The sequence below is a fragment of the Sinobaca sp. H24 genome (assembly GCF_023845525.1).
Genome location: NZ_JALBWT010000001.1, coordinates 40,032 through 56,106, shown reverse-complemented (window position 1 = coordinate 56,106; position 16,075 = coordinate 40,032). Strand labels below are relative to the sequence as shown.

The 16,075-nt window shown below is 45.4% G+C and carries 15 protein-coding genes, 5 tRNA genes and 4 pseudogenes; 23 read left to right on the top strand and 1 reads right to left on the bottom strand.

What is annotated here, in order from left to right:
* The first annotated feature begins 156 nt into the window (after positions 1-156).
* From MMY81_RS00355 to MMY81_RS00345, 3 genes are all read left to right on the top strand, one after another.
* A complete protein-coding gene (locus MMY81_RS00355; RefSeq protein WP_252311167.1) occupies positions 157-300 on the top strand; it encodes a BH0509 family protein in 144 nt (47 codons plus the stop codon).
* A gap of 489 nt (positions 301-789) precedes the next feature.
* Positions 790-1,329, top strand: a complete 540-nt coding sequence (locus tag MMY81_RS00350) for an RNA polymerase sigma factor SigX (protein WP_252311166.1) — start codon at positions 790-792, stop codon at positions 1,327-1,329.
* Entirely contained in the window at positions 1,326-2,729 is a 1,404-nt protein-coding gene (locus MMY81_RS00345) for a hypothetical protein (protein WP_252311165.1), read from the top strand. Before MMY81_RS00350 ends, MMY81_RS00345 begins: the two co-directional genes overlap by 4 nt.
* Before the next feature lie 44 nt (positions 2,730-2,773).
* On the opposite strand, the gene MMY81_RS00340 is transcribed toward MMY81_RS00345, so the two are convergent.
* The gene (locus MMY81_RS00340; RefSeq protein WP_252311164.1) at positions 2,774-3,565 is read right to left on the bottom strand and encodes a rhomboid family intramembrane serine protease; all 792 of its coding nucleotides are present in this window, start codon (positions 3,563-3,565) and stop codon (positions 2,774-2,776) included.
* 124 nt (positions 3,566-3,689) lie between these two features.
* Between MMY81_RS00340 and acpS the strand changes: the two genes are divergently transcribed.
* The 20 genes and pseudogenes from acpS (at position 3,690) to MMY81_RS00240 (ending at position 16,060) form a co-directional block, all read left to right on the top strand.
* On the top strand, positions 3,690-4,052 hold the full coding sequence (acpS, locus tag MMY81_RS00335) for a holo-ACP synthase (protein ID WP_252311163.1): 363 nt from the start codon (positions 3,690-3,692) through the stop codon (positions 4,050-4,052).
* 12 nt (positions 4,053-4,064) lie between these two features.
* Complete coding sequence (locus tag MMY81_RS00330; protein ID WP_252311162.1) at positions 4,065-5,225, top strand: NAD(P)H-hydrate epimerase; 1,161 nt, start codon at positions 4,065-4,067, stop codon at positions 5,223-5,225.
* A gap of 11 nt (positions 5,226-5,236) precedes the next feature.
* Complete coding sequence (locus MMY81_RS00325; protein ID WP_252311161.1) at positions 5,237-5,605, top strand: ADP-dependent NAD(P)H-hydrate dehydratase; 369 nt, start codon at positions 5,237-5,239, stop codon at positions 5,603-5,605.
* Between the two features lie 2 nt (positions 5,606-5,607).
* Positions 5,608-6,752: pseudogene (gene alr / locus MMY81_RS00320) on the top strand (alanine racemase).
* A gap of 186 nt (positions 6,753-6,938) precedes the next feature.
* Complete coding sequence (locus tag MMY81_RS00315; RefSeq protein WP_252311160.1) at positions 6,939-7,220, top strand: antitoxin; 282 nt, start codon at positions 6,939-6,941, stop codon at positions 7,218-7,220.
* A gap of 462 nt (positions 7,221-7,682) precedes the next feature.
* Positions 7,683-8,504 carry an STAS domain-containing protein gene (locus MMY81_RS00310; RefSeq protein ID WP_252311159.1) on the top strand — a complete coding sequence of 274 codons (822 nt, stop codon included), beginning with the start codon at positions 7,683-7,685 and terminating at the stop codon, positions 8,502-8,504.
* 55 nt (positions 8,505-8,559) lie between these two features.
* Positions 8,560-8,916, top strand: coding sequence for an STAS domain-containing protein (locus tag MMY81_RS00305; RefSeq protein ID WP_120192689.1), 357 nt, complete (start codon positions 8,560-8,562; stop codon positions 8,914-8,916).
* Between the two features lie 2 nt (positions 8,917-8,918).
* On the top strand, positions 8,919-9,332 hold the full coding sequence (locus MMY81_RS00300; protein ID WP_252311158.1) for an anti-sigma regulatory factor: 414 nt from the start codon (positions 8,919-8,921) through the stop codon (positions 9,330-9,332).
* 36 nt (positions 9,333-9,368) lie between these two features.
* Positions 9,369-10,362: pseudogene (locus MMY81_RS00295) on the top strand (PP2C family protein-serine/threonine phosphatase).
* A 109-nt stretch (positions 10,363-10,471) separates the two neighbouring features.
* On the top strand, positions 10,472-10,804 hold the full coding sequence (locus MMY81_RS00290; RefSeq protein ID WP_252311157.1) for an STAS domain-containing protein: 333 nt from the start codon (positions 10,472-10,474) through the stop codon (positions 10,802-10,804).
* A complete protein-coding gene (gene rsbW / locus MMY81_RS00285) occupies positions 10,804-11,304 on the top strand; it encodes an anti-sigma B factor RsbW (protein WP_252311156.1) in 501 nt (166 codons plus the stop codon). The genes MMY81_RS00290 and rsbW overlap by 1 nt, the downstream gene beginning before the upstream one ends.
* Positions 11,249-12,060 (top strand): annotated as a pseudogene (gene sigB, locus MMY81_RS00280) (RNA polymerase sigma factor SigB). The gene rsbW and the pseudogene sigB overlap by 56 nt, the downstream one beginning before the upstream one ends.
* Positions 12,060-12,644, top strand: a complete 585-nt coding sequence (locus MMY81_RS00275) for a PP2C family serine/threonine-protein phosphatase (RefSeq protein WP_252311155.1) — start codon at positions 12,060-12,062, stop codon at positions 12,642-12,644. Before sigB ends, MMY81_RS00275 begins: the two are co-directional and overlap by 1 nt.
* Positions 12,645-12,799: 155 nt before the next feature.
* Positions 12,800-14,964 (top strand): annotated as a pseudogene (locus tag MMY81_RS00270) (Tex family protein).
* Between the two features lie 54 nt (positions 14,965-15,018).
* The gene (locus MMY81_RS00265; RefSeq protein ID WP_252311154.1) at positions 15,019-15,450 is read left to right on the top strand and encodes a SprT family protein; all 432 of its coding nucleotides are present in this window, start codon (positions 15,019-15,021) and stop codon (positions 15,448-15,450) included.
* Positions 15,451-15,632: 182 nt separating this feature from the next.
* Positions 15,633-15,707: transfer RNA gene (locus MMY81_RS00260), tRNA-Asn, on the top strand.
* A 2-nt stretch (positions 15,708-15,709) separates the two neighbouring features.
* Positions 15,710-15,801 (top strand) — tRNA-Ser (locus MMY81_RS00255).
* A gap of 6 nt (positions 15,802-15,807) precedes the next feature.
* A tRNA-Glu gene (locus tag MMY81_RS00250) sits at positions 15,808-15,882 on the top strand.
* A 5-nt stretch (positions 15,883-15,887) separates the two neighbouring features.
* A tRNA-Val gene (locus MMY81_RS00245) sits at positions 15,888-15,963 on the top strand.
* A gap of 20 nt (positions 15,964-15,983) precedes the next feature.
* A tRNA-Asp gene (locus MMY81_RS00240) sits at positions 15,984-16,060 on the top strand.
* Positions 16,061-16,075: the final 15 nt, after the last annotated feature.

The following is a 16,075-nucleotide window of genomic DNA, read 5'->3' as shown; positions in this document are numbered from 1 at the left end:
AAGTATTTGGTATCAATACATAAGACGGTGTTATAGCAAAAGAGTTACGCTAAATAAAAAATAAAAAAATTTAAAAAAAGTATTGACGATTAAATTTATACTGTTATATAATACATTTAACAAAATAAACTGTATTAAAACAGAGGAGGAAATGAAATGAAAAGAAGAGAGCGTCAAAACATGATCCAATTTATTTCTAAAATCCGGGGCACAGAGGAAACACAGTTTTTTCAAATGACAGACGAAGACGTTGAACACATCTACGATCAGACTTATTTCCAGCATGAAACAACAGAATAATAAAGAAGCTTATCTCTTCTTATAAGAGGTAAGCTTTTTTGTTGGTGCGAAAGAGCAGGAAAAAGGGGATTCACTTTCAGGGAAATAAAAGTGGTATAATACAGTCACATAAGGAAGGTGTACAGGATGAAAAAATGGTCTAACCGAAAAATTTTATTTATTATACTGACGCTTATTTTTCTATATGCTGCTATTTATTGGAGCTATGTCTTCATCACTACCAGCTAATATAAAAGCTGTAAATAATAAATACAATTATAATAATAGAAGCTGATACAGCTTTATCATACTCGGGAAACAGGCATACGGCTCCAGAAGCAGCAGTTACATAAAAATACATAGAATTAAGCAGTGTCACTGTAGCCATATATACATTCCCGTGTCAGAATATAATAATGTAATCAAACTGTAATATGGATATGGCTCTTTTTATGAAAAATGATGTAACACAATGAAACAACTAACGACTTAAGTATGGGAGTGTAAATCATGCAAGATGAATTTGAGCGGTTGTATGAAAGCTATCACCACTCTCTTTATCAATATCTTTTTTATCTGGTTCGAGACCGGGATGCAGCCGAAGAACTGGTCCAGGAAGTGTACATTAAAGTATTTCATTCCTTTGACTCCTTTGAAGGCAAAAGCAGCGAAAAAACATGGCTTTATTCTATTGCACGTCATGTCGGAATCGACTGGATTCGAAAGCAGAACCGCAAAAAGAGAAAATGGCTAGGCATGCTCGGCCCGCTTTCAAAAGAAGATATAAGAGACCCCGCTCCGCTGCCGGATGAAATTCTTACGGCAAAAGACGAGGTCCGGGAAATATATCAGTACATGGAGAACTGCACGTCCGATCAACGGCAGGTGCTTATGCTCCGGTATGTAGATTCTCTATCTATAAAAGAAACGGCAGATGTTCTGGGATGGTCGGAAAGTAAAGTGAAAACCACCCAGCACCGGGCAATCAAAAAGCTGCAGGATCTCATGGGCGGAAACGAAGAAGAGAATCAAAGGAGGGTAGAACCTTGAAGCAGCGGCAACACGATCAAAAATCAATTGAAGACAAGCTTCGACAGCTGCCGGAAGTCCGGGACAGCCGAAGCAGGCAGGAAATTTATTACAATGTTATGGCAAAAACAAAAGCAAAGAGCCCTCGGAATAATCGAAGAAAATGGTTAGTGCCAGGGATCACCACAGTATTTGCCATTATGCTTTTAGCCCTTATTATTCCTAATATGATCCCGCAGTCCCAGCAGATGTCTTCAGATACCGAGCAGAGTGAAGAACGCACCGCTTCTGAGACAGAAGAAGCACAGGAGGAAGCTCCTGCAGAAAATGGAGAAGGGGAATCCTCGTCTCCGGACGAAGAGGCGGCTTCAGATTCCGCTGTTAATGAAGAAAGCGGACAGGACGCTGCGGATGAAGCAGCAGAAGAAGAGGCACCGCAGGAAGAAATGACGGAAGAAGAAACGCTGGAAGCTCTGGAATCTCCGGAAGCAGATGAGCCGGCTCGTCTGGAAACATCAGAGGCGGCGGAAAGCCGAGATGAAACTCCAGCGGTGGAAGAAGAATGGATCGCAAACGACTACCTGCGTGCGCTATCTTCCAGTGAGATAGAAGAAGGAAACGTCCCCGTTACGATTCCGCTCCAGGATGCCGAATATGGAATCACGGTTCCAATCACCTTTTTAATTGAAGGTTCCTTTGAATCAGCTCCTGCTTTTTTTGAAGCATTAAACCGCAATTATGCAGGTGAAGAGATCGGCCTTTCCGGTTCTGTCGTGCAGAATATTCGCTGGAGCAGCACAGATGATGCTTCTAACGCCTGGCAGGCCGATTTTGAAGAATCCCAGCAGAGTTTAAGCAGTGCACAGGGGGAAAGTTTTCTAAACAGTTTGGAAGAGAGTCTCCGCTATACGGATGTATCGGAAATTCTGTTTTCAGAAAACGGAGAGCCCGGCGTCGAGTTTGGAAACTACGGACTGCTCGATAGCTATTTAGTACAAGAAGAAAATCGTGGATACTTCGCCTATTCCTCCAACCAGGATGTAACACTGCTTGTCAGCGGGGCCGGGGCAGGACAACCGACAGCAAATGAGCAGGGAGAGTTATTCTCCTTTGAAGAAACACTGCAGCAGATGGAAACTGATCCTGAAAGCGAAGCTTTACAGTCACCAATGCCGGAAGGCCTCGATGTAGCTGGAGTTGAAGGAGAAGGAACTAATGCTACCGTAACATTCACGGAATCCTCGGAACTGCCGGAGAGCTGGAACAGCAACATTTTTACAGATGCTGTTTTGTTTGCCGCATCGGACTTCGGATATGAAACCGTCGCATTCGAAAAGGAAAATTCCGAAAGCAGTGCCGATTGGCTGCCTGAAGAATCTCTTGAAGTACCGGAAGCACCAAACCTTGTTACCTTTGAATAAAAAAAGTCTTTCTATCCCTTCAGAGGATAGAAAGACTTTTTCGTTTAAAAGAGAAATTCTGCCGCTCGTGCCAGCAGGCCGATAACAATTAATACGACAAAGGCATAACCAATTAAGCGGGGAAGCCGCTGACCGATAGGGGCACGGAATCTGCGCCGCCCCTTCCAGCGGTTTGGATTAAACACCGGCTCTTCAGGTGAGGCTTTGGAATGCTGCACGCTGAAAAACGGCGTGGCGTTCCGCAAAAAGAAAGGGGCCAGCAGAAAGCCGGAAAAAAGCCCAAAAATGTGTGCGTATACGTTAATATTAGGAGATAGAAATGTCATAACGACGCTGAACAGCGTAAGAATAAGAATGAGCTGTGCGCTGGCGGCGTCAATCAGATCTTTGCGCTTCCAGATTAGATACATGTAAATGCCAAATACGCCGAATACAGCGCCGGACGCTCCAAGGTGGGAGTAATAAAGCCCGCCCAAATAGAAAGTCGCCACATTCGCCAGCAGTCCCATAAGAACATATACAAGGATAAATTTCGCTCTGCCAAGCATCTGCTCAAGCGGCGGGGCAAAAAGCACAAGGGCAAATGAGTTAAGAATCACGTGAGTCAGCCCCTGATGCAGGAAAACAGGAGTGAACAGTCTCCACCATTCGCCGGCAGCGATAGCTGCATTAAATCCAACGCCAAGCTGAAAGATCAAGTCCCCGAATGGAATGAGACCATTAGTAAGGCTGGTTAGGTTAATCCAGGCAAATAAGATCATATGTATAATGACGAGAGAAAACACGACAGGATAATTTTTCCTGAATGAATAAAATGATTCATTTCGAATAAACATAGAGCGCCCCTTTTGATAAAATAATTTGTTCTGCCGCATGCCTGCAGAGCGGTATTTCCTTTTGATTTTAGCACAAATTAACTTTTGAAGGCGACCAGTGATGCTCAAAGAGGAGAGAAACGTTATGATTCACGGAATCGGCATAGATATTATAGAATTAAAACGAATAGAGCAGCTGCTTGATAAAAACAATAAGCTGGCAGATCGTATTTTTACAGAAAATGAAAAAGAAATATTTGAGCATTTAACCGGACAGCGGCGGGTTGAATATGCAGCCGGCCGCTTTGCCGCAAAAGAGGCTTTTGTAAAAGCTGTCGGAACAGGTATTTCAGGCGCCTATGGATTTCAGGACATAGAAGTACTCAACGAGCCGAATGGCAGGCCTGTGCTGTATGCGCTGGTAACGGACGCACCAAAGGCGAAAATTCATGTAAGTATTTCCCACAGCAGAGAATGGGTGGCTGCCCAGGTTATTATAGAAGAGTAGGGACGTGAAAATATGAGAATTGTCACAGCGGATCAGATGCGTGAAGCGGACAGGCTGGCAATAGAAGAAGTTGGCATGAAAGAAGAACTCTTAATGGAAAATGCGGGAAGGGCAGCGGCAGCAAAAGTAATGGAGCTGTATCCAAATCTTCAGCGTGCTGCTGTACTGGCAGGCAAAGGCAATAATGGCGGTGACGGCTATACTATAGCGAGAACACTCGAGAATGCCGGCGTGCAGACCGATGTCTTTTCTATAAGTGCGGACAGTTTGAAGGGGGCGGCTCTTTACCATCAGAAGCTGTACGAGCAGTCAGGCTTCGCTTTGCAGCCTTTTGATGCTTCGGCTTTTCAGGCGGAAGGTTACGATATCATTATTGACGCTATGCTTGGAACAGGTATCAAAGGAGAAGTAAAACCTCCTTTTGATAAGGCAATACAAAGGCTGCAAGAGAGCAGTACTCCGGTTATCTCCATAGATGTGCCTTCCGGCGTTCCATCGGGGGAAGAAGACGTACCCTCCTCTGCTGTAAAAGCGGATGTGACCATTATTCTCGAAAGTCCTAAATTGAGTGCTTATTTATTTCCGGCAAAAGAACATTACGGCCGGCAGGAGACCGTTTCTATCGGTATGCCCGGAATGGTATGGAAGAAAGCCGGAAGTGAAGCCGAAGAGTGGGGAATGACAGAAACTGCGGCAGCTTTTCCCAAAAGAAAGGAAAATGCCCATAAAGGCAGGCATGGCCGCGCCTTGTTAATCGGCGGATCAAAAAATATGGCCGGAGCTCCTGCGATTGCAGCCCTGGCTGCCCTTGAGAGCGGTGCCGGCCTGCTGACGACGGCTGTTCCGGAGTCGCTTATGTATACAACGGCTGCTCTCGTACCGGAAACGACCTTTTTAAGGCTTCCTGAAAAAGAGGGGGAACTGGCCGAAGCAAGCGTGCAGGAAGATTTCGGATTTGAACAGTATGACGCTGTAGCGGTAGGACCGGGGCTCGGACGGCTGAAGGAAGCAAAAGAAATAGTAAAGCGGGCGCTCGTGGAAACTACAGGCATATTAATACTTGATGCCGATGCACTGCACTGGCTTCCGGAACTGGAGCAGGAGCAGAGAGAAAGAACCGCACCGCTTGTATTAACGCCCCACCCTGGAGAAATGGCCACCTGGGCAGCATAACTCCGGGAGAGGTGAATAAGCACCGTTTTTCTTTATCGAGGAAATATGTGAGGGAAATGAAGTGTCACCTTGTGCTGAAAGGACCGAATACGATCTGTACCGCACCAGATGAGAATCAGGCTGTGCTGACAACCGGAAATGCGGGTCTGGCCAAAGGCGGCTCGGGGGACACCCTGACTGGCATTCTGCTTGGGCAGGTGATGCAGGCAGAAAATACAGCAGACATGGTAAACAACGCTGTATTTCTGCACGGCTATGCAGCGGACCTGGCTGTTCAAGACAAAGAAACAGACTACTCGCTGCGTGCATCTAAATTAGCAGCATATATTCCTAAAGCAATTAAAAGTGTTCAATTATATCAAGACAGCAGGAGAAGATAAATATGGCTTTTCGAGAGCAATCCTATAGAGATACCTGGGTCGAAGTAAATCTGGGAAGCATTACGAGCAACGTGGAGCAGGTGCTGAAAAGCACGGGGAACCAGCTGGATGTGATGGCTGTTGTAAAAGCAGACGGATACGGCCACGGAGCCGTGGAGGCGGCAGAAGCAGCAATCAAGGGAGGGGCGGTATTTTTAGGTGCGGCCCTTTTGGAGGAAGCGCTAGAGCTGCGTGAGGCAGGAATCGATCTTCCTATTCTTGTTCTCGGACGTACGAGACCGGAAGACGCGGAGATCGCACAACGTCATCATATCAGCCTCACCGTTTTCCAAAAAGAATGGCTGGAGGCGGCTTCGTCTTTCCTGAAGCCGGAACGGGCGCTGTCGATTCATTTAAAAACAGATACCGGCATGGGGCGGATCGGCCTGCGCAGCAATGCAGAAATAACCGATTTTCTGGAATCGTTAACCTCCCAGCCGGCTTTTTACCTGGAAGGAATTTTTACACACTTTGCTACTGCCGATGAGCAGGAGACGGCCTATTTTTATAAACAGCACGAACGATTTAAGGAAATTGTGGAGCTTGCCGGTGAAGTCGTAAAGCTGCCACCATATATTCACTGCGGGAACAGTGCAGCGGGAATGAGATTTCCAAACCGCTGCTTTACGATGTTCAGGTTTGGTATATCCATGTATGGGTTAACGCCATCTCCGGACATTAACGACGAACTGCCTTTTCCCCTGCAGCCGGCTTTTTCATTATACAGCCGGCTGGTGCAGGTGAAAAAAATCAGCCCGGGGGAAAGCATCAGCTACGGGGCGACCTATACCGCGGAAAAAGAGGAATATATCGGGACGGTGCCGATCGGCTATGCGGACGGCTGAACCGGCATCACTCTACGAACGGAGGGGTAGTACTCGTTAATGGAGAAGAAGCGCCGATTGTCGGAAGAGTATGTATGGACCAGATGATGATACGTCTCCCCGGTCCCGCGGAAACGGGTGCAAAAGTAACGTTGATTGGAAAAGACCAGGGGCAGGAAATTACCGTGCTGGATGCAGCGCAGAGACTGGGAACCATTACCTATGAAATTCCCTGTATGATCAGCAAGCGTGTTCCAAGAAAATATATCAGCGGCGGAAACTAAACTTTTTTTATGCGAAGCCGATATAAAAAATAATAAAAATCAGGCTGAAACAGCAGTTTTTTTCCGGAATGGCAGGAGCTCGGGGAGCATTGGAAAAAAACGGTTTTGCAAACCGCTTCTACAAATGCTATTATATGGAGTAGGAAGTGAGCACAGTTGAGGTCTTACGCTGGAGGTGTGTGTGACATGTTTCAAAGGAACACCAAACAGATTAAGGTGAGTCTTCCGGAGTACCTGCTTAGTGAACTGGACGGCATTTTGGACCAGGGCAGAGAAAACCGGGACGATTTCATTCATCAAGCCACTGAGCTTTATTTGAGGGAATCTCAGCGGATTAAAGCTCGTGAATCGATGCAAAAAGGTTATGTGGAAATGGCGCAGATCAACCTGCACATTGCTTCAGAATCTTTCGTTGCAGAAGCGGAAGCCGAACATTCTATGGATACACGTTTAGTAAGCGGGGTATAAGCACTTATATTATTCTTTCACAATTTGTAAGACCTTAAACTTCATATTTTAATCATCTGGATTCGGGAGTGCCGCCTGTACATAAATTTATGTACAGGCGGCACTCCCGTTTTGTCCGAAGGTGAGCTTTAATTTGTTCTGCAAATCTACTGTAAGGACTGGTATAATAAAAATTATACAACAATAGGCGGCAATATATTTGCGGTTGATGTGAAGACATGAAATAATAGCAGTAATTGTGATAAAAAAAGAAGGTATATGTAAATGAAATAAAAGCTTTATGGAGCGTACCGTACCTATACCCGTACATGAAAAAATTAATCATCATAACAGAAAACGTACAATCTTCTCTTTTTATTGTTTAAAGAAGCCAGGTACTTTAAGAAATAAAAGCCTTTTTTCATATACCAGCAGAAGAACTTGTAAATAAGAGCAATTAAAGGTCAAGTGGAGGAATTACTTATGCATGCAGCCGTTTTGGAAATGATTTATAATCAGCGGAACGAAATTAATGAAAACTGGTCGGAGAAAATGAATCAGGTGCGAAATGATGTATTTAAAGAAAAGGTGCCCAAAACGCTTTTTCAGGATACAAACGAGGAATTTGTCACGCTGATTTTTAATTCATTCGATGTAGAGTTGGAAGACGGGCGTGCGTTTTTACGTAGTTTTGCTGAGAAGCTTATTCGCATGGGATGGCCGTTAAGTTACTTTACTAAAGGAATGCAGACTTTCCGTCGTGTCGTGCTCGAAAGTATCAGCTCCGGCAGTGAGATCCCTTCTAAAAAAATGTACGAAACATTTTACGAAATTGAAGAGTGGGTTGACGAAATGGTCAATCAGCTAGTTGATGAATATTCAGGCTCCTGGGAGTCAACGCTGCATCAGCAGCGCCTCGCCTTAAAGGAACTGTCTGCACCGCTTATCCCGGTGTTTGATAATATCAGCGTCATGCCGCTTATTGGAACGATTGATACGGAACGGGCCAAGCTGATTATGGAGAATTTACTTGATGGCATTATCGAACACCGTTCCCAGGTTGTTCTTATTGATATTACCGGAGTGCCGGTCGTGGATACGATGGTAGCCCATCATATTATCCAGGCGTCGGAAGCTGTCCGGCTCGTCGGGGCAGAATGTATTCTTGTAGGAATCAGGCCCGAAATTGCCCAGACAATAGTAAACCTGGGAATTGACCTGGGGAAATTTCCAACAAAGAGCAGTCTTCGAAAAGGCATCGAAACGGGTATGGAGCTGACGAAGCGCCAGATCATTAATGTTTAGTCTTAATAGAAAATATGCGAGTGCAGCAGAGTAGTTATAGAATGGAGGGTCCGACGTGCGAATTCCAATATTGAAGCTTCAGCAGTATCTGCTTATATCCGTTCAAGTAGATTTAGATGACCAGACTGCCCTTCAGTTTCAGGAGGATCTGTTAAATAAGATTCACCAGGAAGGGTCTGCAGGGGTAGTTATTGACTTAACCTCAGTAGAAATGATTGACTCTTTTATAGCAAAAGTTCTAGGCGACGTCGTAGAAATGTCTAATCTTATGGGTGCCAGAGTAGTGATGACTGGAATTCAGCCGGCGGTTGCCATCACTTTAATAGATATGGGTATTATTTTGGACGACGTCCCTACCGCTCTGGACCTGGAACAAGGTCTGGAGAAACTTCAACAGGAACTGGAGGAATGAATATGAGTGTTCAATCCAGCGTTGAAGTGCATACAGAATGGGGCATTGTCTCGGCCAGGCAGGCCGGACGGAACCTTGCAAAAGAAATAGGATTTGGAAGCGTGGACCAGGCCCGTGTAACAACGGCAATATCTGAACTGGCCAGAAATATTTACCTCTACGCGGAAAAAGGCGAAATCATCATAGAAACGATCGAACAGTATCATAGCAGTGGAGCTAAAAAAGGTATTAAAATTACCGCCAAAGACCGTGGCCCCGGGATTAAAAATATCCGTGAGGTAATGGAAGACGGCTTTACAACGTCCGGTGGACTTGGAGCAGGACTTCCAGGGGTAAAAAGGTTAATGGATGATTTTGATATCGATTCTGTCGTTGGAGAAGGAACGGTTATAACGACGGTTAAATGGCTCAGGTAAAGGAGGATTTAACACTTGGCTGATTCATATAGTCTTATGCAGGAACAATACCGGAAAATTCTTGTCACCTATTTGAAGGAAAAAAACGAGCAGGGATTATATTATGCCCAGCAGTTCAGCAAAAAGGTACTGGAGAATCAAATTTCACCTGAAGAAGTAGTGAGTCTTCATATAGAAGCAATTGAAGAACTGTTTCCTTACATGCCGGAAGGAGCAGTGGATTCATTTGAATTTCTGCTCGAGGTTATGATGGGGTATGGTCTCGCGTACCGGGAGCACCAGAGCCTCAGGGACAAGCAGCGGGAGCTCGAAAACGAAATTAATGTGGCTGCAAGTATGCAGCAGACTTTTCTGCCAAAGGAGATACCGTTCGTACAGGATCTTGATGTTGGCGTACTTAGTGTCCCTGCTTCGAAAATGAGCGGGGACTATTATCATTTTGTAAAAGATGAAAATGGATGCGTAGGCATGGCCATTGCCGATATTATCGGAAAGGGCGTTCCTGCGGCTCTTTGTATGTCCATGATTAAATACGCAATGGACAGTTATCCGGAACAGCGCCTCCAGCCGGGGGCTCTGCTGGAAAACTTAAACCGGGTAGTAGAGCAGAATGTAGCGGCCAATATGTTTATTACAATGATGTACGGATCCTATGACCCTCGTGTCCATCACTTTTATTATTCAGGGGCCGGGCATGAACCCGGTTTTTATTATAATTATGCCGAGGACAGCTTTGATGAACTTTCTGCAAAAGGCGTTGTTCTGGGAATTCGCAGAGACAGCAGCTTTTTGGAATATCATAAAAAAGTAGAGCCCGGGGACTTTATCGTTCTTTTTATCGGATGGAGTAACGGAATGCCGGACCGATGACGGGTTTATCGAACGTGAGGAAATTACTAACCTGATCCGTGAATATAAACACCTTCCGGCCCAGGAGCTTGTGGAAAATGTGTTTTATCAGCTCGAGAAACTGCAGGGGTTTCAGCTGCGCGATGACTTTACGTTAATCATTATCCGCAGAGAGGTTTAATAGAAAATAAAAGCGGGAAGTAATGAATGGATACGACTAATTAATAATGCATTCATTTTACTATAACTATAGATATAATCGGCAAAAAGGAAACAGGAGGAAATATATTATGAATTTAGATATCAAAACGGAGCAGTCTAAAGGAGAAACTATTCTATTTATAGAGGGAGAAGTAGATGCTTATACGGCTCCCCAGCTGAAAGAAGCAATTGAACCGTTAACAGAAAAAGACGGTGAGTCCGTTACGGTCGACCTGACTAACGTAAGCTATATCGACAGCACAGGGCTTGGGATTTTCGTTGGTGCTTTAAAGTCATCAGAAGCTAACAACAGCAAGCTTCGTCTTGTTGGACTTAATCAAAGGGTAATGAGACTTTTCTCCATTACAGGCCTGGATGAAGTAATTGACATCGAAGAGGGGAAAAAGGAGGGGACGCAATAATGACTGATCATGCAGATAATTTTGAGATGAAAGTTCCTGCCAAAGCGGAATACGTTGGAGTTGTCCGTCTCACCGTTTCGGGCATTGCAAGCAGGGCAGGATACTCCTATGATGATATTGAAGATATGAAAATTGCAGTAGCGGAAGCCTGCACGAACGTTGTGAATCATGCATATGAGAAATCAGGATACATGCTTCTTTCCTGTGTTATTCGTGAAGACCGTATTCAAATCATTGTGGCAGACCGGGGTGAAAGCACAGAGGTAAGCAACCTGCTTGAAAACATCGGCCCGATCGATAGTTCAAAGCCTGTTTCAGAATTAAAAGAAGGCGGCCTGGGACTCTTCCTTATTGATACCTTGATGGATAAAGTAGAGATCAGCAATGAATCAGGTGTTGCTATCGTTATGACCAAGTTCCTTCATAGAGATGGGGTGGAGCAGCATGTCGACGGAATCCAGACCTCAGCAGACAAACAAGAGCAGGGGCAGAAACAATAAAGACAACACCCACGTTTATGAGTGGATTGAGGAATTTCAGAACAATCGTAATGAAGAAGTGCAGACAAAGCTTGTTCTTCATTATGAATCGCTTGTTCAGTCGCTTGCAGAAAATTTTCCCGCGGCCAGGATCATGATGATGACCTGTATCAGGTAGGTATGATTGGTCTGCTTGCAGCACTGCGGAGATTTGACCATTCGTTTGACCGAAGCTTTGAATCTTTTGCCGTGCCGACGATTGTCGGTGAGATTAAGCGCTTTATACGTGACAAAACGTGGAGCGTTCATGTACCGCGTCGTATAAAAGAGCTGGGTCCCAGAATCAAAAAAGCGGTAGAAGAGCTGACGAGTGATCTGCAGCGTTCGCCTCAGGTGGATGAAATTGCTGCTTACCTTGAAGTGACGGTAGAAGAAGTGCTGGAAACGATGGAGATGGGAAAGAGCTATCAGGCCCTTTCAGTGGACCGTTCTATTGAAGCGGATCAGGAAGGCAGTGCTGTTACGCTTCTCGATCTTGTAGGTGCAACCGATGAAGGTTATGAAAAGACAGATCAGCAGCTCCTGCTTCAAAAGGCATTCACTGTTCTGACAGAGCGTGAAAAAGAAATTTTGAAATGTACGTATTTCGAAAATTTAAGTCAGAAAGAAACAGGAGAAAAGCTTGGAATTTCCCAAATGCATGTATCGCGACTTCAGAGAAGAGCGCTTCAGAAGCTGAGAGATTCCATTCGAACAGAACCTTCGGAGTGTCTGTGATGATTGAGAGCAGAACGCATAACAAAGTGAAAACCGTTGTGTATCAGAAAGAAAAAGAAGGCAATCACCTGTGCGGAGATTCCTTCATGATGATAGAGACAGACGATTATTTTCTTTGTGCAGTAGCTGACGGATTGGGAAGCGGGGAATATGCTTTCAAGTCTTCCGATATTGCAATGGAAATTCTTCGTACCCACCATGAGTGGACCGTTCCGGATCTGATGGACGAGTGCAATCGGCATTTATGCGGGGAGCGCGGAACGGTTATCACCATTCTTAAAATATTATTCGACGAGAAAAAAGTAATATACGGTAACATTGGGAATATCGGTTCGTTTATAGCAGCAGATGACCAGAAAGCGCATCGGCCGCTTCCTGCTCCTGGTTTTCTATCCGGTCGGAAATTCCATTACCGTCTGGAGCATTATTATTATAAAAAGAATCTGCACTTTATTCTACATTCCGATGGGATTTCCATAAGCCAGGAAGAGTATAATTGGATGATAGATCTTCAGTCTACCGATGTATCCATGAGGTATTTAGCAGAGAAGAGCCAGAAAACTAAGATGACCGTACGGTATTAATAGGGTCATTATATGAATCTTGAGTCCTTCCTGCCAAACAGTAAGGCTCTTTTTTTTATCCGGAAATAAGGCCGTTTTGGGATAGCTGCCCCTTCATGTTATAGTAATGAGGCTGAAGAGATCTTACATATTGAACAAAAAGGAGCTTCTTATACATGACGAAACAGGATGAACTTGTCACAAAACTTTCTACCTCTCTATCGATGCAGGAAAAATGGGTGCGTAATATTATTGAACTTCTCGAAGAAGGAAATACAGTGCCATTCATTTCAAGATATCGGAAAGAGCAGACGGGCAGCGCAGATGAAGTGCAGATAAAAAATGTCCAGGACGGCTGGGAATATACAAGACAGATGCAGCAGAGGAAAGAAGAAGTATCCCGTTTGATTGAAGAACAGGATAAACTGACGCCGGAGCTGAGAGAATCGATTGCAGCTGCGGAGAAACTGCAGGAGCTCGAGGATATTTACCGTCCGTACCGGCAGAAAAGAAAAACAAGAGCAACGGCTGCTGTGGCCAGAGGGCTTGAGCCTTTAGCATCTTACTTATTTGCCCTGCCTAAAGAAGGCAGTCCGGAAGAAGAAGCAAAAGCATACGTATCCGAGGAGCAGGATGTAGAAAACGTTGAAGCTGCCCTTCAGGGAGCACGCGATATTATAGCGGAGTGGGTGTCAGATAACCCGTCTATCCGAAAAGAGCTGCGCGAGCAGACGTTCCGCCATGGACTGCTTTCCTCGAAACAGAAAAAGGGAGCGGTCGACGAAGCCGGCACGTATGAGATGTACTATGAGTATCAGGAAGCCGTTCGTAAAGTACCGTCTCATCGTATTTTGGCGATGAACCGCGGCGAAAAAGATAAAGTCGTAAAGGTTTCTGTTTCAATAGAAGAAGAACGCGCACTTCAGATGATTGAAAAGAAAATCGTCAAACGCTACGGTTCGCCGGCGCTTGAACAGGTGAAAGCCGCATATGAAGACGCGTATAAGCGGCTGATTGCTCCGTCTATCGAGCGGGAAATCCGCAATGAGCTGACAGCAAAAGCAGAAGAACAGGCTATACACATTTTTTCGGAGAATCTTAAACAGCTTCTGCTGCAGCCGCCGATGAAAGGGAAAGTAGTGCTTGGTCTGGACCGGCCTACCGTACAGGCTGCAAAATCGCTGTCGTGGATGAAAACGGGAAGCTTCTCCACGTAGGTGTTATTTATCCTGTTCCGCCGGTAAATAAGGTGGAAGAATCAAGAAAGGTTCTAAAAGGCCTGCTTAACAAATACAGCGTGGAAGTTATTGCCATCGGTAATGGAACAGCTTCAAGAGAAACAGAGGAGTTTGTAGCGGAGGCGATAACCGAATGGGACCACGATGCGGCCTACCTGATTGTCAACGAAGCAGGGGCGAGTATTTATTCAGCTTCAGAAGTAGGAAGGGAAGAATTCGGTGACCTGTCCGTGGAACAGCGGAGTGGTGTATCTATTGCGAGAAGACTTCAGGATCCACTCGCAGAGCTTGTCAAAATTGATCCAAAATCAGTTGGAGTCGGCCAGTATCAGCATGATGTTACGCAGTCAAAGCTGAACGATTCCCTTACATTTGTTGTAGAAACAACGGTAAACAAGGTCGGGGTCAACGTAAACACGGCATCTCCAAGTCTTTTGAAATATGTTTCCGGACTCTCGAAAGCAGTAGCCGGTAATATAATTAAATACAGAGAAGAAAATGGCAGCTTTACAAGCCGTGCAGAGCTCAAGAAGGTACCAAGACTCGGCAGCAAGGCATATGAGCAGGCAGCCGGATTTATGCGTATTATAGATGGGAAAGAACCACTCGATAAAACCGCGATCCATCCGGAGAGCTACAAAACCGCAAAAGCGCTTCTTGCATCCATTGATGCATCGGCGGCCGAAGCGGGAAGCGCTGAGCTTATTGAGAAGCTCTCCGGACTTTCTATTAAAGAATCAGCAGAAGCGCTTGATGCAGGTGAGCCGACAATCCGGGATATTATCGAAGACCTTAAGCGTCCGCTCCGGGATCCCCGCGAAGACCTGCCTAAGCCTATTCTGAAAAAGGGTATTATGAGAATGGAGGACCTGGAAGAGGGCATGGAACTGCAGGGGACCGTGCGCAATGTTGTTGACTTCGGGGCTTTTGTCGATATTGGTGTAAAGCAGGATGGACTTGTACACATATCCAAAATGGCAAAACGGTTCATTAAGCACCCGATGGAAGCAGTATCTATCGGAGATATTATTCCAGTATGGATAGACAGCGTCGATTCAAAAAAAGGAAGAATTGCCTTGACGATGATTGAACCAAACAAATAAACTGGAAAGAGCGCCTGGAGCCAGGCGCTCTTTTTGATAGAAAGGCGGAGGCGGATGAACAACGAGAACCTGCAAAAGCTCGCAGAGGACATTTCTATTACTTTTTTTGACCGGCCGTTTCTTCACCGTTGTATATTTAACAGCAGGCTTCGTACAACCGGAGGCCGCTATATGCTGAAGAGCCATAATATCGAAATGAACCCAAAGCATTATCAAGTACACGGCCGTGAGGAATTAATTTCAATCATAAAACATGAACTCTGCCACTATCATCTTCATATAGAAGGAAAAGGATACCGGCATCGTGATGCAGATTTTAAAAAGCTTCTTGCAGAAACAGGAGGAGCCCGGCACTGCAGAGCGGTTGATGAAACAGAGGAGAGATACAAGCATACATACCGGTGCAGCAGGTGTGGAAGCCTCTTTCACAGGAAGCGGCGTATCGACACAGCAAAGTACGTATGCGGAGGCTGCAAAGGAAATTAAAAAAAGTTTCTGAATAGCTTGACCTTATTTTATGCTGTGGTACATTATAAAAGTCGCTTGAGAGCAACCAGCAAAAACGCTGGTAACTGCCTCTGTAAAGCCATTTAATTTAAAAAATAATCTATTGACATCATATGCGCTATCGTGTAAACTACTGAATGTCGCATCAAAATAATGCACATTCCACAGTAGCTCAGTGGTAGAGCTATCGGCTGTTAACCGATCGGTCGCAGGTTCGAATCCTGCCTGTGGAGCCAATGGAGAAGTACCCAAGTGGCTATAAGGGGCTCCCCTGCTAAGGGAGTAGGTTGTGTAAACGGCGCGAGGGTTCGAATCCCTCCTTCTCCGCCATGATTCGGCCCGTTGGTCAAGTGGTTAAGACACCGCCCTTTCACGGCGGTATCACGGGTTCGAATCCCGTACGGGTCACCAATAATGGAGGATTAGCTCAGCTGGGAGAGCACCTGCCTTACAAGCAGGGGGTCGGCAGTTCGATCCTGTCATCCTCCACCATTCACACTTTTACATTAAATGGTCCGGTAGTTCAGTTGGTTAGAATGCCTGCCTGTCACGCAGGAGGTCGCGGGTTCGAGTCCCGTCCGGACCGCCATTTAAATTATGTTCC